This window comes from Serratia sp. Nf2, from assembly GCF_003028435.1.
In the GTDB taxonomy this organism is placed as follows: Bacteria; Pseudomonadota; Gammaproteobacteria; order Enterobacterales; family Enterobacteriaceae; genus Serratia; species Serratia marcescens_L.
The window spans coordinates 149,918-170,953 of the sequence record NZ_PYTW01000008.1 but is presented as its reverse complement, the minus strand read 5'-3'; the positions used below and the strand labels follow the sequence as shown (position 1 = coordinate 170,953).

General features: G+C 61.0%; 23 protein-coding genes. 4 read left to right on the top strand and 19 right to left on the bottom strand.

The window, feature by feature from the left end; genetic code table 11:
* Positions 1-8: 8 nt before the first annotated feature.
* Positions 9-554: an NUDIX hydrolase YfcD gene (yfcD, locus tag C9411_RS18195; protein WP_004936086.1), complete on the bottom strand. Its 546-nt coding sequence runs from the start codon at positions 552-554 to the stop codon at positions 9-11.
* Between the two features lie 99 nt (positions 555-653).
* Positions 654-1,205, bottom strand: coding sequence for a phosphodiesterase (gene yfcE / locus C9411_RS18190; RefSeq protein ID WP_038876428.1), 552 nt, complete (start codon positions 1,203-1,205; stop codon positions 654-656).
* Between the two features lie 233 nt (positions 1,206-1,438).
* Here yfcE and yfcG point away from each other — a divergent pair, with 233 nt between their 5' ends.
* The 3 genes from yfcG to C9411_RS18175 all read left to right on the top strand — a co-directional run bounded on the left by yfcG (position 1,439) and on the right by C9411_RS18175 (position 3,481).
* Entirely contained in the window at positions 1,439-2,068 is a 630-nt protein-coding gene (gene yfcG, locus C9411_RS18185; RefSeq protein WP_063988980.1) for a GSH-dependent disulfide bond oxidoreductase, read from the top strand.
* A 110-nt stretch (positions 2,069-2,178) separates the two neighbouring features.
* Entirely contained in the window at positions 2,179-2,550 is a 372-nt protein-coding gene (gene folX / locus C9411_RS18180; RefSeq protein WP_063988979.1) for a dihydroneopterin triphosphate 2'-epimerase, read from the top strand.
* 16 nt (positions 2,551-2,566) lie between these two features.
* Entirely contained in the window at positions 2,567-3,481 is a 915-nt protein-coding gene (locus tag C9411_RS18175) for a TIGR01777 family oxidoreductase (RefSeq protein WP_107227605.1), read from the top strand.
* Positions 3,482-3,488: 7 nt separating this feature from the next.
* On the opposite strand, the gene hisP is transcribed toward C9411_RS18175, so the two are convergent.
* The 15 genes from hisP to C9411_RS18100 all read right to left on the bottom strand — a co-directional run bounded on the left by hisP (position 3,489) and on the right by C9411_RS18100 (position 17,784).
* Positions 3,489-4,262 carry a histidine ABC transporter ATP-binding protein HisP gene (gene hisP / locus C9411_RS18170; RefSeq protein WP_107227604.1) on the bottom strand — a complete coding sequence of 258 codons (774 nt, stop codon included), beginning with the start codon at positions 4,260-4,262 and terminating at the stop codon, positions 3,489-3,491.
* A gap of 21 nt (positions 4,263-4,283) precedes the next feature.
* Positions 4,284-4,988 carry an ABC transporter permease gene (locus C9411_RS18165; protein WP_033635343.1) on the bottom strand — a complete coding sequence of 235 codons (705 nt, stop codon included), beginning with the start codon at positions 4,986-4,988 and terminating at the stop codon, positions 4,284-4,286.
* Positions 4,985-5,671 (bottom strand): histidine ABC transporter permease HisQ, encoded by a 687-nt coding sequence (locus tag C9411_RS18160; RefSeq protein ID WP_025303686.1) that lies wholly within the window; start codon positions 5,669-5,671, stop codon positions 4,985-4,987. Before C9411_RS18160 ends, C9411_RS18165 begins: the two co-directional genes overlap by 4 nt.
* 81 nt (positions 5,672-5,752) lie before the next feature.
* Positions 5,753-6,535 carry a histidine ABC transporter substrate-binding protein HisJ gene (hisJ, locus tag C9411_RS18155; protein ID WP_004936109.1) on the bottom strand — a complete coding sequence of 261 codons (783 nt, stop codon included), beginning with the start codon at positions 6,533-6,535 and terminating at the stop codon, positions 5,753-5,755.
* Positions 6,536-6,838: 303 nt separating this feature from the next.
* Entirely contained in the window at positions 6,839-7,411 is a 573-nt protein-coding gene (locus C9411_RS18150) for a UbiX family flavin prenyltransferase (protein WP_038876440.1), read from the bottom strand.
* A gap of 131 nt (positions 7,412-7,542) precedes the next feature.
* A complete protein-coding gene (purF, locus tag C9411_RS18145; protein ID WP_019453742.1) occupies positions 7,543-9,060 on the bottom strand; it encodes an amidophosphoribosyltransferase in 1,518 nt (505 codons plus the stop codon).
* A 21-nt stretch (positions 9,061-9,081) separates the two neighbouring features.
* A complete protein-coding gene (gene cvpA, locus C9411_RS18140) occupies positions 9,082-9,582 on the bottom strand; it encodes a colicin V production protein (protein WP_004936119.1) in 501 nt (166 codons plus the stop codon).
* A 235-nt stretch (positions 9,583-9,817) separates the two neighbouring features.
* Entirely contained in the window at positions 9,818-10,555 is a 738-nt protein-coding gene (dedD, locus tag C9411_RS18135; RefSeq protein ID WP_063988976.1) for a cell division protein DedD, read from the bottom strand.
* Positions 10,556-11,821 (bottom strand): bifunctional tetrahydrofolate synthase/dihydrofolate synthase, encoded by a 1,266-nt coding sequence (gene folC, locus C9411_RS18130; RefSeq protein WP_063988975.1) that lies wholly within the window; start codon positions 11,819-11,821, stop codon positions 10,556-10,558.
* A gap of 190 nt (positions 11,822-12,011) precedes the next feature.
* Complete coding sequence (gene accD, locus C9411_RS18125; RefSeq protein WP_063988974.1) at positions 12,012-12,920, bottom strand: acetyl-CoA carboxylase, carboxyltransferase subunit beta; 909 nt, start codon at positions 12,918-12,920, stop codon at positions 12,012-12,014.
* 232 nt (positions 12,921-13,152) lie between these two features.
* Positions 13,153-13,815, bottom strand: coding sequence for a DedA family protein (locus C9411_RS18120; RefSeq protein WP_019453745.1), 663 nt, complete (start codon positions 13,813-13,815; stop codon positions 13,153-13,155).
* A gap of 78 nt (positions 13,816-13,893) precedes the next feature.
* A complete protein-coding gene (gene truA / locus C9411_RS18115) occupies positions 13,894-14,715 on the bottom strand; it encodes a tRNA pseudouridine(38-40) synthase TruA (RefSeq protein WP_063988973.1) in 822 nt (273 codons plus the stop codon).
* A complete protein-coding gene (locus C9411_RS18110) occupies positions 14,715-15,725 on the bottom strand; it encodes an aspartate-semialdehyde dehydrogenase (RefSeq protein WP_107227603.1) in 1,011 nt (336 codons plus the stop codon). Before C9411_RS18110 ends, truA begins: the two co-directional genes overlap by 1 nt.
* 110 nt (positions 15,726-15,835) lie before the next feature.
* Entirely contained in the window at positions 15,836-16,957 is a 1,122-nt protein-coding gene (gene pdxB / locus C9411_RS18105; RefSeq protein WP_107227602.1) for a 4-phosphoerythronate dehydrogenase PdxB, read from the bottom strand.
* 53 nt (positions 16,958-17,010) lie between these two features.
* Entirely contained in the window at positions 17,011-17,784 is a 774-nt protein-coding gene (locus C9411_RS18100) for a helix-turn-helix domain-containing protein (RefSeq protein WP_063988970.1), read from the bottom strand.
* A 117-nt stretch (positions 17,785-17,901) separates the two neighbouring features.
* Here C9411_RS18100 and C9411_RS18095 point away from each other — a divergent pair, with 117 nt between their 5' ends.
* A complete protein-coding gene (locus tag C9411_RS18095) occupies positions 17,902-18,822 on the top strand; it encodes a DMT family transporter (RefSeq protein WP_063988969.1) in 921 nt (306 codons plus the stop codon).
* Here the strand turns inward: C9411_RS18095 and C9411_RS18090 are convergent.
* Together C9411_RS18090 and tctD are read right to left on the bottom strand one after the other, a co-directional pair.
* On the bottom strand, positions 18,819-20,237 hold the full coding sequence (locus C9411_RS18090; RefSeq protein WP_107227601.1) for a sensor histidine kinase: 1,419 nt from the start codon (positions 20,235-20,237) through the stop codon (positions 18,819-18,821). The genes C9411_RS18095 and C9411_RS18090 overlap by 4 nt on opposite strands.
* The gene (gene tctD / locus C9411_RS18085) at positions 20,224-20,898 is read right to left on the bottom strand and encodes a transcriptional regulator TctD (protein WP_038876462.1); all 675 of its coding nucleotides are present in this window, start codon (positions 20,896-20,898) and stop codon (positions 20,224-20,226) included. Before tctD ends, C9411_RS18090 begins: the two co-directional genes overlap by 14 nt.
* Positions 20,899-21,036 lie beyond the last annotated feature (138 nt).

Genomic DNA, 21,036 nt, shown 5'->3' with positions numbered 1-21,036 from the left:
TTGGCGTCTCAGTGGTTGTCGAGCGGCTTACCGTAATCCTGCTCGTTGTTGCGCGTCAGCCACAGCGACAGCGCCTTCAGCGAATCCGGGGTAAACTCGTCGCAGCGCGCGGTGATCTCTTCCGGCGTCAGCCAGCACACCTCGGCCACTTCTTCTTCCTGCAGCGCGAACGGGCCGTGCGAAACGCAGCTGAACAGCGCGCCCCACACCCGGCACTGCTCTTCTTCGAAGTAGAACAGACCGTGTTCGGCGAAAGGCACGCCGGCGATACCCAGCTCTTCTTCCGCCTCGCGGCGCGCCGAGTCCAGCACGTTTTCACCGCTTTGCACTACGCCACCCGCCGTCGCGTCCAACCAGCCCGGGTAGAAGTCCTTGATCTCGGTGCGACGCTGCACCAGAATTTTTCCCATCCCATCATGCACCACAATATAGGTAGCACGATGACGCAGCCGCTCCGCCCGCATCTGTTGACGACTGGATTGCGCGATCACCTCGTTTTGCTCGTCGACGATATCAACCCATTCGGTATCTGCAGCCTGACCCTGTTCCGCCATCCTCTAAAACCTTCTATTTTGGCGCGATGCATCCCGCGCGCTGGTTAATCAATGAGTGTTTTTCAAAGATTTTTATTGTGTGTGTATAAATTAGTGCGTTTAGCGTGTTAACGCCACCTCCGCGACGACCTTGCCGTCGTCGAGCGTCAGCACGCGCAAAGTGCCCCGATCCAACATGCCGTAGCTGGCCGGAAAGCCCCCTTTGGGAATGCTGACCGAGCCCGGATTGAAGCAATAGATCTCACCCTGCCGCTCCGCCTGCGGCAGATGCGTATGGCCGTAGGCCAGGACGTCACCGCGGGATAACGGCGGCAGTGCCGAGGGATGATAAAGGTGACCGTGGGTCAAAAACAATCGTCTTTTTTGCAGTAAAACCTGTTGCCAGGGCGCCTCGATGGGAAACGTCAGCAGCATCTGATCGACCTCGCTGTCGCAATTGCCGCGAACGGCGATGATCTTGTCGCTATAGCGATTCAATCGTTCGGCAACCTGAGCGGGCTGATACCCGGCCGGCAGCGCGTTGCGCGGGCCGTGATTCAGCAAATCACCCAGAAGAATCAGCCAGTCGGCGCCGTTTTGTTCAAACAATTCCAGCACGCGTTCGGTGGCCGGCAGCGATCCGTGGATATCCGAGGCGAACATCAGCTTCATAACCTTGTCCTATAGAGGGAAATAAGCGCCATTTTACCGCGACGGCGCCGTGCGGCAAACCGCCGCCCGCCCCGGTGGAGAATTGTGATCCAACCGCGCAGATAGCATCGGACGAATCCCACATAGCCTGCTATCCTTAGCTGCTATTGTTGGATCTCTGATATACCTTTGTGCGCGGCGAAGACCGCAGCAACGTGTAATGAATTACAGATCACCTTACCGCAGGAGGCAACATGATTGACCTGTATTACGCGCCTACTCCCAATGGTCACAAGATCACCTTGTTTTTGGAAGAGGTCGGCTTACCCTACCGTATCCATCGCGTAAACATCAGCGCCGGCGAGCAGTACAAACCGGACTTTCTGAGCATTTCTCCCAACAACAAAATCCCGGCGATCGTCGATCAGCAACCGGTGGACGGCGGCGCGCCAATCAGCCTGTTCGAGTCCGGGGAAATCCTGCTGTATCTGGCGGAGAAAACCGGCAAGCTGTTGAGCAAGGGCCTGCGCGAGCGTGCCGCCACCCTGCAGTGGCTGTTCTGGCAGGTGGCCGGGTTCGGGCCGATGCTCGGGCAGAATCACCACTTCAACCACTACGCGCCGCAGCCGGTGCCTTACGCCATCGAGCGCTACCAGCTGGAAACCAAACGGCTGTATGGCGTGCTGGAAGCCGAGCTGCAAAAGCATCCGTACCTGGGCGGCGACAACTACAGCATCGCCGATATCGCCACCTACCCGTGGGTGGTGTCGCATCCGCGCCAGCGCATCGATCTGGCGGATTACCCGGCGGTGCGCAACTGGTTCGAACGCATCAACAACCGCCCGGCGACCGAGCGCGCCTATAAGCTGGCCGAACAGGGCTAACCCCGCTCCCCGACTCCCCGCCGCCGGGGAGTCACATCGCCCCTGCGTTATCATTTCCCTACTTTCCGTGTATTCTGAACGCCAATAATCAGATCTATGGAGAATCTCTGATGTCTTTCAGTCAACCCGACGCCGTTATTCGCATTAAAAATCTGCGGTTGCGCACGTTCATCGGTATCAAGGAAGAGGAAATCAACAACCGACAGGACGTCCTGATCAACGTGGCGATCCACTACCCGGCGGACAAGGCGCGCAACAGCGAAGACATCGCCGACGCGCTCAACTACCGCACCATCACCAAAGCGATCATCCGTCATGTGGAAGATAACCGCTTCGCGCTGCTGGAAAAATTAACGCAGGATGTGCTCGATATCGTAAAAGAACACGCCTGGGTGACCTATGCTGAAGTGGAGATAGATAAACTTCTGGCCCTGCGCTACGCCGATTCGGTCTCCATGACCATGAGCTACCGCCGGGACTAACTCAGGGAGGTCGACCATGCGGATCCTGATCACCGGCGCAACGGGATTGATAGGCAGCAGCCTGACGGCCAGGCTGCTGGCGCTTTCTCACCACATTACGGTGCTGACACGAGACGAACGGCGAGCCCGGGCCCGGCTGGGCGACCAGCCGAGCTATTGGCAAACGCTGGACGACCGGCAGTCGCTGGATGACTTCGATGCGGTGATCAATTTGGCCGGCGAACCTATCGCCGACAAGCGCTGGAGCGCGCAGCAGAAAGAGCGGCTGTGCCGCAGCCGCTGGGATCTGACCGAACGGTTGGCGCAGCTTATCAAGGCCGGCAGCACGCCGCCCGGCGTGCTGATTTCCGGTTCCGCCGTCGGCTACTATGGCGACCAGGGGCAGGCGGTGGTCACCGAAGAGGAGCCGCCGCACGACGAATTCACCCACCAACTGTGCCAACGCTGGGAAGCGCTGGCGCTGCAAGCGCAGAGCGACGCCACCCGCGTCTGCCTGCTGCGCACCGGCGTAGTGCTGGCGCCACAGGGCGGCGCGCTGGCTAAAATGCTGCCGCCGTTCCGCTTCGGGCTGGGCGGCCCGATCGGCGACGGCCGCCAATACCTGCCGTGGATCCATCTCGAAGACATGATCAACGGCATTCTTTATCTGCTGGATCACGCCACTCTGACCGGCCCGTTCAACATGGTCGCTCCCTACCCGGTGCATAACGAGCAGTTCGCCGCCCAATTGGCCAACGTGCTCGATCGCCCGGCGTTTCTGCGGGTGCCGGCGTTCGTCATGCGTTTGTTGATGGGGGAAGCGGCGGTACTGGTGCTCGGCGGCCAGCGGGCGGTGCCGAAGCGGCTGGAGGAGGCAGGCTTCCACTTCCGCTATCTGGAGTTGGAACAGGCACTGGATGACGTGATTAATCAGCGGGCCGAAGCCCGCTGACCTGAAGTTACTTCAACGCGCCGGACAGGAACTGCTGCAGGCGCGGGCTTTTGGGGTTGCCGAACAGCTCGGCCGGCGGCCCCTGCTCTTCAATCAATCCTTTGTGCAGGAAAATCACGTGGTTGGAAACGTGGCGCGCAAACTCCATTTCGTGAGTCACCACCACCATGGTTTTCCCCTCCTCCGCCAGCTTCTGCATGATGCGCAGCACCTCGCCCACCAGCTCGGGATCCAGCGCCGACGTCGGTTCGTCAAACAGCAGCACTTCCGGCTCCATCGCCAACGCGCGGGCGATAGAAACGCGCTGCTGCTGGCCGCCCGACAGGTGCACCGGGTATTTGCCGCGCGCCCGCTCATCGATGCCCACCTTATCCAGATAGCGAACCGCGCGATCGTGCGCTTCGGCCTTGCTCACCCCCAGCACCTGCACCGGCGCTTCCATCACGTTCTCCAGCACCGTCATGTGGCTCCACAGGTTGAAATGCTGGAACACCATGGTCAGGCGGGTGCGCAGCAGCTGCAGCTGCTTCTTGTCGAACACCTTCAGCTGGCCGTCTTTGTCGCGCACCATGCGAATGTCTTCGTTGTTCAGGCTGATCGAGCCTTCGCTCGGCTTCTCGAGGAAGTTGATGCAGCGCAGAAAGGTGCTTTTGCCGGAGCCGGAGGAGCCGATGATGCTGATCACATCCCCGGCGTTGGCAGCCAGCGAGACGCCCTTCAGCACTTCGTGGTCGCCATAGCGTTTGTGCAGTTCGGTGACGGCTAATTTATTCTCAGACATGGTTTTTCTTCCCGTCATTTATCAGTGACTAACGTGTGCCATCCAGCGTTTTTCAGCTTTGCGGAACAGGCTGATTAACACGTAGGAGATGATCAGGTATAGCACCGCCGCGATGCCGAAAGCGTAGAACGGCTGATAGGTCGCGGCGTTGATGTCGCGCGCGATCTTCAGCAGATCCGGCACGGTGGCGGTAAACGCCAGCGCGGTGGAGTGCAGCATCAGGATCACTTCGTTGCTGTAAGCCGGCAGCGCGGTGCGCAGCGCCGAAGGTAAAATGATGCAGCGATACATCTTGAAGCGCGAGAAACCGTAGGCGTTGGCGGCCTCGATTTCACCGTGCGGCACCGAGCGGATCGCCCCGGCGAAGATCTCGGTGGTATAGGCGCAGGTGTTGAGCGTCAGCGCCAGGATGGTGCAGTTGAGCCCGCTGCGGAAAAACGCATTGAGAAACTCGCTGCCGCGCACGATCTCAAGGCTGTACATGCCGGAGTAGAACACCAGCAGCTGCACGTACAGCGGCGTACCGCGAAACACATAGGTGTAGAGCCACACCGGGAAACGCACCCAGCGGATGGAAGAGACGCGCGCCACCGCCATCGGGATCGCCAGCAGCCCGCCCATCACCACCGAGGCGATCAGCAGCCACAGCGTTACCGCCACGCCGGTGAAGCGGTAGCCGTCGCTCCACAGCAGCGACTGCCAATACTGTTGCAGGATCTCAATCATAGCTCGGCCCTCTTGACGCCCAGTGAGTAACGCCGTTCAAGCCACAGCAGCACGCCGTTGGAAACGGTAGTGAAGATCAGGTAAACCACGCCGGCTACGATGGCGAAGAAGAACGGCTGATAGGTGCCTTTCCCCGCCAGCTGCGTGGCTTTTACCACGTCGTTCAGGCCGAGGATCGACACCAGCGCCGTCGCCTTCAGGATTACCTGCCAGTTGTTGCCGATGCCCGGCAAAGCGAAGCGCATCATCGCCGGGAACAGAATGCGCCGGAAGATCTGCGCGCCGCTGAAGCCGTAGGCCGTCGCCGCTTCGATCTGCCCTTTCGGCACCGCCAGATAGGCGCCGCGGAAGGTCTCGGTAAAATAAGCGCCGTAGATAAAGCCGAGGGTAATGATGCCTGCGCCGAGCGGATCGATATCGATCTGCGAGAAGCCCAGCAGCGTAGTGATGTTGTTCAGCGCGATTTGCAGACCGTAAAAGATCAGCAGCATCAGCACCAGATCGGGCACGCCGCGGATCAGCGTGGTATAGGCGCCGAACAGACCGGAGATAAAGGGGTTATGAGACAGTTTGCCACCGGCGCCGATCAGGCCGATCACCACCGCCAGCAACACGGAACTGAGGGCCAGCTCCAATGTCACCAGAGCCCCCTCGAAAATCAGTTGGGAATAGCCTTGCAGCATCTACTTCACCCTGTGGTCTAGGATCCGAACCATCGGGGCCGGCACGCGGCCCCGCAGTCACAGCATGGAACGGTAAGCGGATTACCCGCCGTAGACGTCAAAGTCGAAGTACTTTTTCGCGTATTTGTCGTAGGTGCCGTCTTTGCGCATCTCGGCGAAGGCTTTGTCCAGCGCCGCTTTCAGCTCGGTATCGGTCTTGCGCAGCCCCATGCCGGTGCCGACGCCGAAGAACTTGTCATCCTTCACCGATTCGCCGGCGAACGCATAGTCTTTGCCCGGCGGCTGTTTCAGGAAGCCGTCGCTGCCCGCCACTTCATCCTGGAAGGCGGCGTCGATACGGCCGGAAGCCAGATCGGCGTAAACCAGATCCTGGTTCTGGTAAGGCACCACGGTGATGCCCTTCGGCTGCCACATGGCGTTGGCGTAGGCTTCCTGGGTAGTGCCCTGCAACACGCCCACACTCTTGCCTTTCAGGGCGTCCACGGTAGGCAACAGCTTGGAGCCCTTCGGCGCGATCAGACGCGCGTTGGCAGCATACAGCTTGTCGGTAAAGGCGATTTCCTGCTGGCGTTTTTCAGTGATGGACAGCGAAGAGATGATGGCGTCGATTTTCTTCGCCTTGAGGGATGGGATCAGCGCGTCGAAGTCGCTCTCCACGAAGGTGCATTGGGTATTGATGCGTTTGCACAGCTCTTTGGCCAAATCGATGTCAAAGCCGACCAATTCGCCTTTGGCGTTTTTGGATTCAAACGGTGCGTAAGTCGGATCGGTGCCAATCTTCAGCGTGGAAGGAATGGCGGCAAAGGCGCTGCTGGCGGCGCTCAAAGCCAGAACTAACGGCAAAATCAAAACCCGCTTTTTCATAAATTACCCTCAAATTGATTTTTTTGATGCCACTACGGGCATTACTTTCCCCACCAAATCAATTTGCAGTAATCGTGCCACATTCGATGCTACGGGCGGAGGGAACGGCTCCGGCCTACACAATACTGTTTCCTGGGACGATAACCGCAAAATTAAATCGGCCGGTCGGGGCCGCGCCACTGGCAGCCGCGACAAGGCGGCGCCATGAAACAGTGAGCGTGATGAAGTGGGATCATTATGGTGCATACTCCGCCCCAATTCAGTGCGGTGTTGCACAAATGTGCCAATTTAGGGATAAAACTGTTAATTGACACCCTGCCAGCGGGTGAACAGATCGGTCGGCAGTTCGATATCAAACTGATCGATCACCCGATTGACGGTCTGATCGATGATGTCTTCCACGCTTTTCGGCTGGTGGTAAAACGCCGGCACCGGCGGCATGATCACCGCGCCCATCTCCGCCGCCTGGGTCATCAACCGCAGGTGCCCCAGATGCAGCGGCGTTTCCCGCACGCACAGCACCAAACGACGGCGCTCTTTGAGCACCACGTCGGCGGCGCGGGTCAGCAGCCCGTCGCTGTAGCTGTTGACGATGCCGGACAGGGTTTTGATCGAGCAGGGCAGGATCGCCATACCCAGGGTTTTGAAGGAGCCGGAGGAGATGCCGGCGGCGATGTCGCGCGCATCGTGCACCACGTCGGCCAGCGCCTGCACTTCCCGCAGGCTGTACGGCGTTTCCAGCGCCAGCGTCTGCCTTGCTGCGTTGCTCATCACCAAATGGGTTTCCACCTCTGCGACGTCGCGCAAAACCTGTAACAGGCGCACGCCGTAGATAGCGCCGCTGGCGCCGGAAATGCCGATGATGAGTCGTTTCATGGAAAATGGCCTCTGCCGTAAAAAGTAAGATCAGGCAGACTTTGCCGCAATGGCGAGGGATAAGCAAGTCGGAGGAGCAAGGCGCACCGCCGCAGACGCGGCGATGCACCTTGAGGGATCAACGCAGGGGGTTAGCCTTCGTTGTGCAGTTCCAGATTTTCCGCTTCGGTTTGCACCCGCAGCGCCTTGGCGTCGTCGCTGCGCAGCGACTCCAGGTATTCCAGATAGCTTTGGTCGACGTCTTTGGTCACGTAGATGCCGTTGAACACCGAGCATTCGAACTGGGTGATGTCCGGGTTTTCTTCGCGCACCGCTTCGATCAGATCGTCCAGGTCCTGGAAAATCAGCCCGTCGGCGCCGATGATCTGGCGGATCTCATCCACTTCACGCCCGTGGGCAATCAGTTCGTTGGCGCTTGGCATGTCGATGCCGTAGACGTTCGGGAAACGCACTTCCGGCGCGGCGGAAGCCAGGTACACGCGCTTGGCACCCGCTTCGCGCGCCATTTCGACGATCTGTTCCGACGTGGTGCCGCGCACGATGGAGTCATCCACCAGCAGCACGTTCTTGTCGCGGAACTCGGCGCGGTTGGCGTTCAGCTTGCGGCGCACCGACTGACGACGCGCCTGCTGGCCCGGCATGATAAAGGTGCGGCCGACGTAGCGGTTCTTCACGAAGCCCTGGCGGTATGGCTTCTCGAGAATGCGTGCGATCTCCAGCGCGATGTCGCAGGAGGTTTCCGGAATCGGGATCACCACGTCGATGTCCAGATCTTCCCACTCGCGGGCGATCTTTTCGCCCAGCTTCTGGCCCATGCGCACACGGGCGCTGTAGACCGAGATCTTGTCCATAAAGGAGTCCGGGCGCGCGAAATAAACGTATTCGAACAGGCACGGGTTGGTTTTCGGGTTCTCTGCGCACTGGCGAGTGAACAGCTGGCCCTTGGTGGTGATGTACACCGCTTCACCCGGCGCCACGTCGCGCAGGAATTCAAAGCCCAGGGTATCCAGCGCCACGCTCTCGGAAGCCACCATGTACTCGCTGCGGCCATCTTCCAGCGTGCGCTTGCCGATCACCAGCGGGCGAATGCCGTTCGGATCGCGGAACGCCAGCAGGCCGTGGCCGATGATCATCGCTACGCAGGCGTAAGCGCCGCGCAGTTGCTGATGCATGGCGGCGACCGCGGTAAAGATGTTGTCAGCCTCCAGCGGGTAATGCGGGAAACGGTCCAGCTCGCTGGCCAGCACGTTCAGCAGGATTTCCGAGTCGGAGGTGGTGTTGACATGGCGGCGGCCGCTTTCGAACAGCTTTTGGCGCAGCTCATGGGCGTTGGTCAGGTTACCGTTGTGGGCCAGCGTAATGCCGAACGGCGAGTTGACGTAGAAAGGCTGGGCCTCAGAGGCGCTCGAGCTGCCGGCCGTCGGGTAACGCACATGGCCAATGCCCATGTTGCCCTGCAAGCGTTGCATATGGCGCGCCTCAAACACATCCTTCACCAGACCGTTGGCTTTACGCAAACGGAACCCATTGTGGGCGTCAATGGTGACGATGCCTGCGGCATCCTGGCCCCGGTGCTGAAGCACCGTCAGCGCATCATAAATCGACTGGTTTACCGGCATGAAACCGGCGATACCGACAATACCGCACATGTTGTCTTTTCCTCATCAGCGCTACCGCCCCGGCAATTGGGTCGGCAAGAAACTCGACGTGCTCTGCAGGTAGTCAAAGAACCACCTGATGACGTAACTGAACTGGGGAATGAGCTGCGACTGTTTCCAGTCGGCACTCTGTGAAAAGCCGGTAAAGGTGTCCAGGAAGAACAGGATCGCCGCGACGATCAACACTCCGCGCAGCGCGCCGAAGCAGATGCCCAACACCCGGTCGGTGCCCGACAACCCGGTTTTCTCTACCAGTGAGCTAATCACATAGTTAACAATAGCCCCTACGATCAAGGTCGCGATGAACAAAATCGCGATCGCGATACCGTTTCGCACCAGTTCATCTTCAAAACGAGTGAAATAGACCGCAAGGTAAGAGTAGAAATGGCTGGCAACAAAAAACGCACATCCCCATGTCACAAGTGACAATGCTTCGCGAACAAACCCTCGGATCAGGCTCACCAGAGCCGAAAATCCAATCACCGCTATAATGACGTAATCAATCCAGACCATGAACTATTCCAATGATGAATCGCCCCTGCATCCAATTCGCGGCGAATTCTAACAGAAAAAGAAAACGTTTGCGTAGGGGATTTCCTACCACGTTACAAATAAAAAGCGGCGATCAAAAAATTCCCAATCGCCGCGCCTACATAGGTGATTTCGCCTGTAAAAGGCGCGGTTTTTCTTGCGATCTCTCCACCACTCCTTAATTCAGGGGCGCATCCTGCTGCGCCCCTGCGGGGTTTTAACGGCCGTACGGTTTCACCTGCCCGCTCAGCCCGCTGATCGAGTTCAGCGACGGCAGCGCCGCCTGCAGCTTCTGCCTGGAGGCATCCGGGCCGACGTAGATGCGGGTGATCTGCCCCTGCACCGGCGTTGACGGCACGGTAAAGGCGCGATAGCCCGAGAGGCGCAGCGAGGCGACAATCTCGTTCGCCTTGGCGGCGTTTTTCAACGCCCCGAGCTGCACGACATAGGCTTGCCCTGCCGGCGCTTTTTCTTCCGTCGGTTTCGGCTGCGGCGCCGGTTCAGGCTTCGGCGTCGGTTCAGGTTTCGGCGCCGGCTTCACTTCCACCGGCTTCGGTTGCGGTGTCGGTTTCGGCTTCACTTCTACCGGTTTGGTTTCCACCGGTTTCGGCTTAGGCTGTGGCACCGGCTGAGGACGCGTTTCGACCGGCGGCGGCGCCACCTGCGTCGGTTGCTGAGCGCTCTGCCGCACTGCCTGTTGCGCCGCCGCTTCGTTGGCCGCCTGCTGCTCGACCAGCGCGCCCGCCCCTTCCGGCGGCTGCGCCGGCAGCGGTTGCGTCACCGGCGGCAGCACGTCGTTCTCCTCGACGTCGCCCGCCTTCGGCACCAACGGAATGGCCGCGAATTCATCCTCGTAATGCTTCTTTTTGCCGTCCAGCAGCCCTGGCAGGATGATTACCCCCAGCGCCACCAGAATCACGGTTCCGACCAGTCGGTTCTGAAATTTACTCGCCACTCACACTCCCCGCATCTCGTCTAACGCCGCCATCACCTGCGCCACGGTGTGGAACGATCCACAGACGATCACAATATCCTGTTTATCAGCATCCTGCATAGCCTGCCGCCAGGCAGTTTCGACATCATTAAAGCGGCGCGGTTCCGTCAGATGTTGCGCCAGCTGTTCGACGCTGGCGCCGCGCGGCCCGTCGAGCGGCGCGCAGTACCATTCATCCACCTGCTCGCTGAGGCAGGCCAGCGTGCCGGCGATGTCCTTGTCCGACAGCATGCCCACCACCGCGCGCACCTTGCCGCCGTCGCGCGGCAGTTTGGCCAGGCGCCCGGCCAGATAGCCGGCGGCGTGCGGGTTGTGCGCCACGTCGAGGATCAGCATCGGCTCCCGCCGCACGATCTGGAAACGCCCCGGCAGCGTCGCCTGCTGCAGCCCGGTGAAAATCGCGCGTTCGTCGATTTCCAGCGGGGAGCAGTTCAGCGCCGCCAGCGCGGTAGCGGCGTTGGCCAGCGGTACGTTCGGCGTCGGCAGATCGGTCAGCAGCGTGTCGCCACCCTGCCACTGCCAGCGATCGCCCTGCTCGCTGAAGCGCCAGGCTTCACCGCGGCGATACAGCGGCGCGCTCAGCGTTTCGGCAACCTGACGAATGCTCTCCGGCATGTCGGGTTCGCCCACCACCGCCGGCTTGCCGCTGCGGAAAATGCCGGCCTTTTCACGGCCGATGCTTTCGCGATCGTTGCCCAGCCAGTCGGTATGATCGAGCGCGATGCTGGTGATCACCGCCACGCTCGGATCGACGATGTTGGTCGCGTCGAGACGCCCGCCCAGGCCCACTTCCAGGATCACCACGTCGAGCCGCGCCTGTTTGAACAGCTGCAGCGCCGACAGGGTGCCGAATTCGAAATAGGTCAGCGACGTTTCGCCGCGGCCGGCCTCAATGGCGGCGAACGAGCGGCTGTGCTCCGCTTCGCTCAACTCTTCCCCCTGAATGCGCACGCGTTCGGTATAGCGCACCAGATGCGGCGAACTGTAGACGCCGACGCGCAGGCCGGCGGCCAGCAGAATGGCTTCGAGGGTGCGACAGGTGGTGCCTTTGCCGTTGGTGCCGGCAACGGTGAACACCGTGGGAGCAGGGGTCAGTAAATCCAGATGCGCCGCGACGCGCTGTACGCGCTCAAGGCCGAGTTCGATCGCCTGGCTGTGCAGACGTTCCAGATAGTAAAGCCACGAGCTCAATGGCGACGTGGCTTGGGGAATTTGGTGGTTTTGCATGAGTCCCGTCACTGAACTTGGGTTCATTAATCCATCAGGGCACCACCCTCACCGCGGTAAAGGCGATGCGCTTCGTTACCGCCGCCAATCCGCAAGCCATGGCGCGATAGGCCACGGCCGGCAGGGAACGGGTTCAGCCGTCACTTAGCCACAAAGTGGCGGCTGAACCCGGGCGGGATCTGTCTTTGCCTCAGGCGTCGGCCTGCGGCTCCGGCTCAACGACCGGCGCGGCCTCATCGAAATGCGGCTGCGGCTGATTGGTCAGCTTGGACAGAATGCTCGCCAACGTCTGGCGCATTTCCGGACGGCGAACGATCATGTCGATCGCGCCTTTTTCGATCAGGAACTCGCTGCGCTGGAAGCCCGGCGGCAGTTTCTCGCGCACGGTCTGCTCGATGACGCGCGGGCCGGCAAAACCGATCAGCGCTTTCGGCTCGGCGATGTTGATGTCGCCCAGCATCGCCAGGCTGGCGGAGACGCCGCCCATGGTCGGGTCGGTCAGCACGGAGATGTACGGCAAGCCGCGCTCCTGCATTTTGGCCAACGCCGCGCTGGTTTTCGCCATCTGCATCAGCGACATCAGCGCTTCCTGCATGCGCGCGCCGCCGCTGGCGGAGAAGCACACCAGCGGACAGTTGTCCTCCAGCGCCTGCTCAACCGCACGCACGAAACGCGCGCCGACCACGGAAGACATCGAGCCGCCGATGAAGGCGAATTCGAAGGACGCAGCGACGATCGGCATGCCGTACAGCGTGCCCTTCATCACTACCAGCGCGTCTTTCTCGCCGGTCGCTTTCTGTGCGGCGACCAGACGATCTTTATAGCGCTTGGAATCCTTGAATTTCAGAACGTCCTTCGGCTCCAGATCGCTGCCCAGCTCCACTTCGCTGCCTTCGTCCAGCAGGGTATGCAGACGCGCGCGCGCGCCCATACGCATGTGGTGGTCGCACTTCGGACACACTTCCAGATTACGCTCCAGCTCGGCGCGGTAGAGAACCTGGCCGCAGCTGTCGCATTTGGTCCAGACCCCTTCAGGAATGCTCGCCTTACGGGTTTGTGTGATATTGCTCTTGTTAAGAATTCGTTCAATCCAGCTCATCGATGACCTTTCTGTTTGAACCTGGCACACGCCAGTCCGCTGTTCATGCTTTAACAATCCCCCCGAAAACACCCCAATGAAAAAATGCCCGTTCGCGGCGCGGCAAGCGCGGCGACTGAGGCATCGGCTTCAGGGTTGTTCGCAGGAACAGACCATAATGTCGCTCATTAAACCATATCGGCCCGACGCTGTGGACAAAAAACTGGTCGAACCGACAGGTTAAGCGATGTTTTTACTGTTTTTGCTGGCGGGCGGCCGCGCGCTTGTGGCGCCAAATTTCAATCACGCCCGGCAGAATCGAAACGATGATGATCCCGACGATCAACAGTTTCAGGTTCTCCTGCACCACCGGCAGATCGCCGAACAGGTAGCCAGCATAAGTGAAGAGCAGCACCCAAACCAGTGCGCCAATCACGTTATAGGCGGCGAAGTGGCGATAGGACATATGCCCCATACCGGCGACGAACGGCGCAAAAGTACGCACGATCGGCACGAATCGCGCCAGAATGATCGTTTTCCCGCCGTGCTTCTCATAGAACTGGTGCGTCTTGTCCAGATAGCTACGGCGGAAAATTTTCGAATTCGGGTTGCTGAACAGCTTCTCGCCGAACAACCGCCCGATAGTGTAGTTCACCGCATCACCGAGGATCGCCGCCACCACCATCAACGCCACCATGGTGTGCACGTTCAGATCGTTGGTCGGCAACGCCGCCAGCGCGCCGGCGACAAACAGCAAAGAATCCCCCGGCAGGAACGGCGTCACCACCAGACCGGTTTCGCAAAACAGGATCAGGAACAGAATAGCGTAGACCCACATGCCGTATTGTGCGACCAGTTCGGCCAGATGCACATCAATATGCAGAATGAAATCAATAATAAACTTGATGATGTCCATAAATTCTCTCATTGATACCGGGTGTTTCAATCACCCGGCAGAAGCACAAGGGAGCGACGCTTTCAGGCGTGCCGGCGTTTAATCGTCGGGCAAAAACAGCGGCCCCATCGGCGGCCGCGGTAGACCAAAGTGGTCGGGATAATCCACGGCAACCAGATACAGCCCCTCGGCTCGCGCCGTCGCCGCCGCCAGATTGCGATCTTTCAGCGCCAGCAACTCGGCCATCCAGTTCTCATCCTGATTGCCGCAGCCGATCTCCATCAGGCTGCCGACGATGTTGCGAACCATGTGATGCACAAAGGCATTCGCCTTGATATCTACCACAATATATTCGCCGTAGCGCGTAACCTTAACGTGTTTTACGCAGCGCCACGGGGTGCGCGACTGACACTGCACCGCGCGGAACGAAGTGAAGTCGTTCTCGCCCAGCAGCGCCTGCGCCGCCCGATGCATGCGATCGGCGTCCAGCGGGTGATAAAAATGTGTCACTCCCTGTTGCAGCACCGCCGGCCGGTAGCGATGGTTGAAAATAATATAGCGGTAGCGGCGCGCGGTGGCGCTGAAACGCGCGTGAAAATCGTCGGCGACGGGGCTCACCCAACGCACCGCGATATCCGGCGGCAGATGGGTGTTTACCCCCATAGTCCAGGCGGCGTCCTTGCGGCGCGCGGAGGTTTCGAAATGCACCACCTGCCCGGTAGCGTGTACCCCGGCGTCGGTACGCCCGGCGCACAGCACGGTAATCGGCGCATCCGCCACCTTGCTCAACGCCTGCTCCAGGCGTTGCTGCACGCTGGCCACTTCTTGCTGCCGCTGCCAGCCGTAGTACCGGCTGCCGTCATATTCGATGCCCAGCGCGATCTTCAACGTCGGCTGAGCGGGCGAGACCACCTCAGACATCAGTACATCTGCTCCTGCACCAGACGCTCGGCGGTTTCGACAGCCATCAACGCGCCGCCGAAGCGCACGTTGTCCGCCACCGTCCAGAACTGGAGCAGCTCGGGGATACCGTAATCGTTACGCAGACAACCGATGCTGAGCGCATCGCTGCCGGAGGCATCGGTGACCTGAGTCGGGTAATCGTCCTCTTCGCTCAGTTGAATGTCTTCAACCTCTTCGAGTTCGCTGCGCGCCTCTTCGGCGGACAGCGGGCGCAGCGCTTCCAGGTGCACCACCTGCGCGTGGCCGTAAAACACCGGCGACTGCACGCAGCTCACCGAAATCGGCAGCCCTTCATCCTGCAACACCTTGCGCACCTGATCGACGATCAGGCGTTCTTCGCGCACGCTGCCCTGCTCGTCGGCAATCAGCGGCAACAGGTTGAACGCCAGCTGCTTACCGAAAATGCCTTCTTCGGCCGGAATACCGTTCAGCAGGCGCGCGCTCTGGCCTGCCAAATCGTCCACCGCCGCCTTGCCGCGCGACGATACCGACATCAGCGTGGTGACATGCAGACGCGACAGCCCCGCCTGTTCGGTCAGCGGTTTGGTCGCCGTCAGCAGCTGGCTGACCATGCTGTCGGCCACCGCCACGATATTGCGGTTGCGGTAATCCGCCAGCACCTGCGGGTTGACGCCCGGCACCACCAGCGGTACATCCGGCTCCATGGCGAACAGGCCGCTGGTGTCGATCACCAGGCAGCCCATGTTGCCGGCTTCTTCGGCATAGCGCGCGGAAGCTTCGCTGCCGGCGACGAAGAAGGCCAGCTGGGCCTGCGACCAGTCGAACTCTTCGGCGTTTTGCACCAGAAGAGACTTGCCGTTGAAGCGCACATTGGCGCCCGCGCCGCGTTCGCTTGCCAGAGGATAGAGCTCACCCACCGGGAACTGGCGTTCCTGCAACAATTCCAGCAACGCTTCACCTACCGCGCCAGTGGCGCCGAGCAGCGCGATATTCCAGCCGTCAGACATCGGGTTTTCTCCAGAGTATTTCATTCATAAATGCAGACGGGCAGTGCAGCCACCGCCCGATAATCTTTGCCGCTCACTGTAGCGGCGTTGGCTTAAGACAACCTTATGCGCTACGCCACGCTGAAGCCCAGCTTGCCGAGCAGCTCGGCGCTGGCGCTGTCATCGCATTGCACGGCCAGCGAAGACCACTCGCGGCGTTCCTGGTAGTGCTTGCGCAGGCGATCGAATTCGCCCGGTTGCCCGGCGACTTTGCGCAGCGGCGCATCATCGCGGCGCACATCATACACCAAGTGCATCAATCGTTTTAACCGCGCTTCATCCAGCGGCCCGTTGAGGCGGATCTGGCTGAACTCCGGCACCGGCAGCAGCGAGGCCAGCGCCACCTGCTGCGGCTGTCCCAGATGGCGGCTGAACGCTTCGAACACCTGAGTGGTGCCGCGCGCCTTGCCTTCCAGCGTATACCCGGCGATGTGCGCAGTGCCGATATCCACCCGCGCCAGCAGCGGCAAGGAGAGGTCCGGCTCCGGTTCCCACACGTCCAGCACCGTGCTCAGCTTTTTGCCTTTTTCCAGCGCCTGCAGCAGTGCGGCGTTATCCACCACCGGCCCGCGGCAGGCGTTGATCAGAATGCGGTTGTCCGGCAGCGCCGCCAACAGCTCGGCGTCCGCCAGATGCAGCGAATGGTATTGGCCGGATTTATTCAGCGGCGTATGGAAGGTCAGCACGTTGGCCTCGGCTACCAGCTTCGCCAATGGCCAAAACTCCCCGGCGTCGCCGCGATCGGCGCGCGGCGGATCGCACAGCAGCGTGCGCACGCCCAACGCTTTGAGGCGCGCGTCCAGGCGCGAACCGACGTTGCCCACGCCGACGATGCCGACGGTTTTATCCCGCAGATGGAAGCCATCGCGTTCGGCCAGCAGCATCAAGGCGGAGAACACATACTCAACCACCGCGATGGCGTTGCAGCCCGGCGCGGCGGAAAATCCGATGCCCTGCCCTTGCAGCCAGGCGTCATCGACGTGATCGGTGCCGGCGGTGGCGGTGCCGACAAAGCCGATGCGGCTGCCGGCCAACAAGGCTTCATTGACCTTGGTGACCGAACGCACCATCAGCGCATCGGCATCTGCCAGCGCCTCGCGCGGGATCGGGCGACCCGGCACCGCCTGCACGTCGCCCAGGCGGCTGAACAGCTCGGCCGCGTACGGCATATTTTCATCAACCAGAATCTTCACTGCGTTCTCCGACGGTTTACGGCTATTTGTCTGCGAAATAGTGTGCCACTGAATCAGGCACGGCGAAAGCGCTCAGGGGTGGTGCCGGCGATCTGCTGGAACATGACAATAAACGCCGACGCGGAGCTGTAGCCGACGTCCAGCGCCACGTCCTGCACGGTTTTGCCCTGCTCGAGCAGCGACACGGCGTGCAGAAAACGCAGGCGCTGGCGCCATTCGCTGAACGACATGCCCAGATCCTGTTGGCAGCGGCGCGACAGCGTGCGCTCGGTGGTGTAAACCCGAGCCGCCCACGCCGCCAGCGAGGTGTTGTCCGCCGGGCAATGCTCCAGCGCTTCCAGCACCGGCGCCAAAAACTTGTCGTCCGACGACGGCAGATAGGTTTGCTGGCGCGGCGACAGGCGCAGCTGATCGATCAACACCTGACACAGGCGCAAATCCTCCTCCGCCTGCGGAATGTACTGCTTGCGCGCATAGAAATCCTCGGCGATGGCGCGGAAGATTGGTGTCACGCTCACCAGACAAGGGTCGGCCGGCATGCCGGCACACAGCGCCGGCGTGATGTCCACCATGCGGCACTGCGCCAGCCGCTGGTTATAGCAGGAGTGTTCGATGCCGGCCGGCGCCCACAGCACGAACTCCGGCGGCGCCAGAAAGCGCTGCCCGCCGATGCGCAGCACCATCACCCCGGCTTTGACCCACATCAACTGGCCCCAGGTGTGGCTGTGCGGCTGGAATTCAGTGCGCGCGTTGAACTCCTCGCAGCGGAACTGCACCGGCTTCGGCGCCGGGATCAGCGACTCGGGGAAATGGCGGATTTCTGGCATGGTTTCGTCCCGTGATTTGTCTTGTTTACGCCGATTTTTGTCTGAATATCGCTATATATGATAAACCGGACACGCGTAGACTAGCCAGCATGTTGGACGTTATTGAGAATAATTATCATGAATATGCTCTTCCCGCTGTTGGCCGTGCTGATATGGTCGATTAACGCCGTCGTCAGCAAACTCTCCGCCACCGCCATCGATCCGGCGGCCATCTCGCTCTACCGCTGGCTGCTGGCGCTGATTGCCCTGACGCCGTTCGTGCTGCCGGGCGTACTGCGCAACTGGGCGCAGGTGCGCGCCAACTGGTGGAAGCTGATGATCCTCGGTTTGCTGGGCATGGTGCTGTACCAAAGCCTGGCCTATTACGCGGCGCACAGCGTCAGCGCGCTGTTTATGGGCATCATCGTGTCGCTGATCCCGCTGCTGACCATCCTGATCAGCATCGTACTGCTGCGCATTGCGCCGACCGTCGGCGTGCTGCTCGGCAGCATACTCTCCTTCTGCGGCTTGATCTGGCTGGTCAGCGGCGGTCAGCCCGGCGTGCTGCTGCAGCACGGTATCGGCAAGGGGGAATTGATGATGCTGCTCGCCACCGCCTCTTACGCGCTGTATGGCGTATTGACCAAACGCTGGGCTATCGCGCTACCGAACTGGCAATCGCTGTACGTGCAGATCCTGTTCGGCGTGCTGTTGCTGCTGCCTAATTTCCTGATGGCGGAGGATGTCGGCTTGAACGGCCATAACCTGCCGCTGGTGCTGTTCGCCGGCATTCCGGCTTCGATTATCGCTCCGTTCCTGTGGATCCAGGGCGTGATGCGTCTGGGCGCCAACACCGCCTCGATCTTCATGAACCTGGCGCCGGTGTTTACCGCCGCTATCGCCGTGCTGTTCCTGCATGAGCAACTGCACGGTTACCACCTGATCGGCGGCGGCATCACCTTGCTGGGCGTGATCCTGTCGCAGCGGCTGCGCACGCCGCTGACGCGTAAAGCCAAGGCCCCGGCGGCCGACGTCGAATCCTGCAAAGAACAGGCTTAAGGCAGCAGCCTGAAACGCACCCGCACCAACAGGCCGCCCAGCGCGGCGGAGCTCAACAGCTCCGGGCGGGTGCCGTGATACGCGGTGATATCCTTCACCAGCGCCAGCCCCAGGCCGGCGCCCGGCTGATCGCCCACGTTGTCCAGCCGGTGAAACGGCTGCAGCGCCAGCGCCTTGTCCTGCAAAGCAATGCCGGGGCCGCTGTCTTCTATCTCCAGCACACCTTCCCCCGCCGCCTTATCCTGAGTGAGGCGGGCGGTGACCACGCCCTGACGCGGCGTGTATTTCAGCGCGTTGTCCAGCAGGTTGGCGCACAGCTCGGCCAACAGCAGCGGTTCCCCTGCCACCTGGCACACCGCCTCACCTTCAAACCCGAGATCGATCTGTTTACTGCGCGCCTGCGGCAAGCGGGAAAAGCAGGCGTCGCGCAGCACCTGCGCCAGATTGACCGGCTGCAGCTGGCGCTCGGCCTGGTGCTCGCTGGCCTTCAGGCGTGAGAGATGCAGCAGGCGGTCGGTCAGCGCCACGGTATTATCCAGCGTCGCGCTCATCGCCTGCAGACTTTCGCGCCACTGCTGCGGCCGGTCACTGGCCAACGCGACCCCAACCTGGGTCTTCAACACCGCCAGCGGCGTGCGCAGTTGGTGCGAAGCGTCGGCGCTGAAACGCTCCTGGCGCGCCACCATCAGCCGCAACCGTTCGATGTAGCGATTGAACGCCACCAGCAACGGCTGCATCTCCGACCACGGCAATACCCGCGGCAAGGGCGTCAATTCGCCCGGATCGCGCCTCAACATGATGCCGGAGAGTTTACGCATCGGCTTCAACACCCGCTTGAGCAGCGCGAACGCCAGGATCAGGGTCAACACCACCACCGTGCCCTGGCTCAGCAGCGCCGCGATCATCATCTGCCGCGCCAGGTAACGGCGCGACTCCAGGGTTTCTGCCACCAAAATGGTCGCCATGCCGCTCACGCCCGACTCGTTGATCGGTTGAAACAGCGCCGCCACGCGGATCGGCCGGCCGAGGTATTCCGCATCGTAAAAATGCACCAGCGCCGGGTAGAGCGTGGAACGCGGGATATGGGGCGGCAACGACGGCAAATCGTCATAGCCCGAGATGCTTTTTCCCTGCGGCGAAATCACCTCGTAATACAACTGATCGTTCATGTTGCGCTCGAAGCTGTCGAGCACCACATAGGGCACATCGACCGCCAGCTTGCCTTCGCGCACCACCAGCCGCTCCGCCACGGTGCGCGCCGACGCCAGCAGCGTGCGATCGTAAGCCAGGGTGGCGGCGCTCATGGCGCTGAAATAGTGGGTGTAGATCGAGATACCGCCCAACGCCACCAGCGGCAGGCCAAAAAACAGCAGCAGTTGATAGAACAACGAACGCGGCGCGTTAAACCACCGCATTGCACCGCTCCAGGCTGTAACCCAGACCGCGCAGCGTGATGATTGCCACGTCGCTGCCCTGCAGCTTTTTCCGCAAACGATGCACGTAAAGCTCGATGCTCTCCGGATTGGCCTCGTCGGACAGCGTAAACACCTGCTCGAACAGCTGCTGCTTGGCCACCGGGCGGCCGCGCCGGTGCATCAACGCGGTCAACACCGCCAGTTCGCGCGGCGTCAGCGCCAGCGGCTTGCCCTCCAACAAGAAATAGCCTTCGTCGTGATAGGTCAACGCGCCATACTGCAACGCCGGCTGCGCGGCGCCGACGCTGCGGCGCAGCAGCGCCCGAATACGCGCTTCCAGCTCGTCCAATTCGAACGGCTTGGTGAGATAATCGTCCGCCCCCAGATTCAGGCCCTTTACCCGATCGGCCACGTCGGTGCGCGCCGTCAGCAGCAGCACCGGCAGATCCTGCCCGCGCTTGCGCAGGCGCGCCAGCAAATCCAGGCCGTTCAAACGCGGCAGCGCCACATCCAGCACCGCCAACGCATAGCGTTCGTTGAGCAACAGATGATCGGCGGCCACGCCGTCCGGGGCGACGTCGACGGCAAACCCGGCGCCGGTCAGCGCCTTTTGCAACCAGTGAGACAGCTCGGGGTGATCTTCAACCAATAACAGTCGCATGTTCCCATTCCATTGATTTACCTGAACAACCTGGCGCCGACACGGCGTCCGTTAACAGGCTGATAACAGAGAATGGCATGGAAAATAAGGGGATAAAAGAGCGCCGCGCCGCCCGTTTTGGGAGCTGGCACACAATTA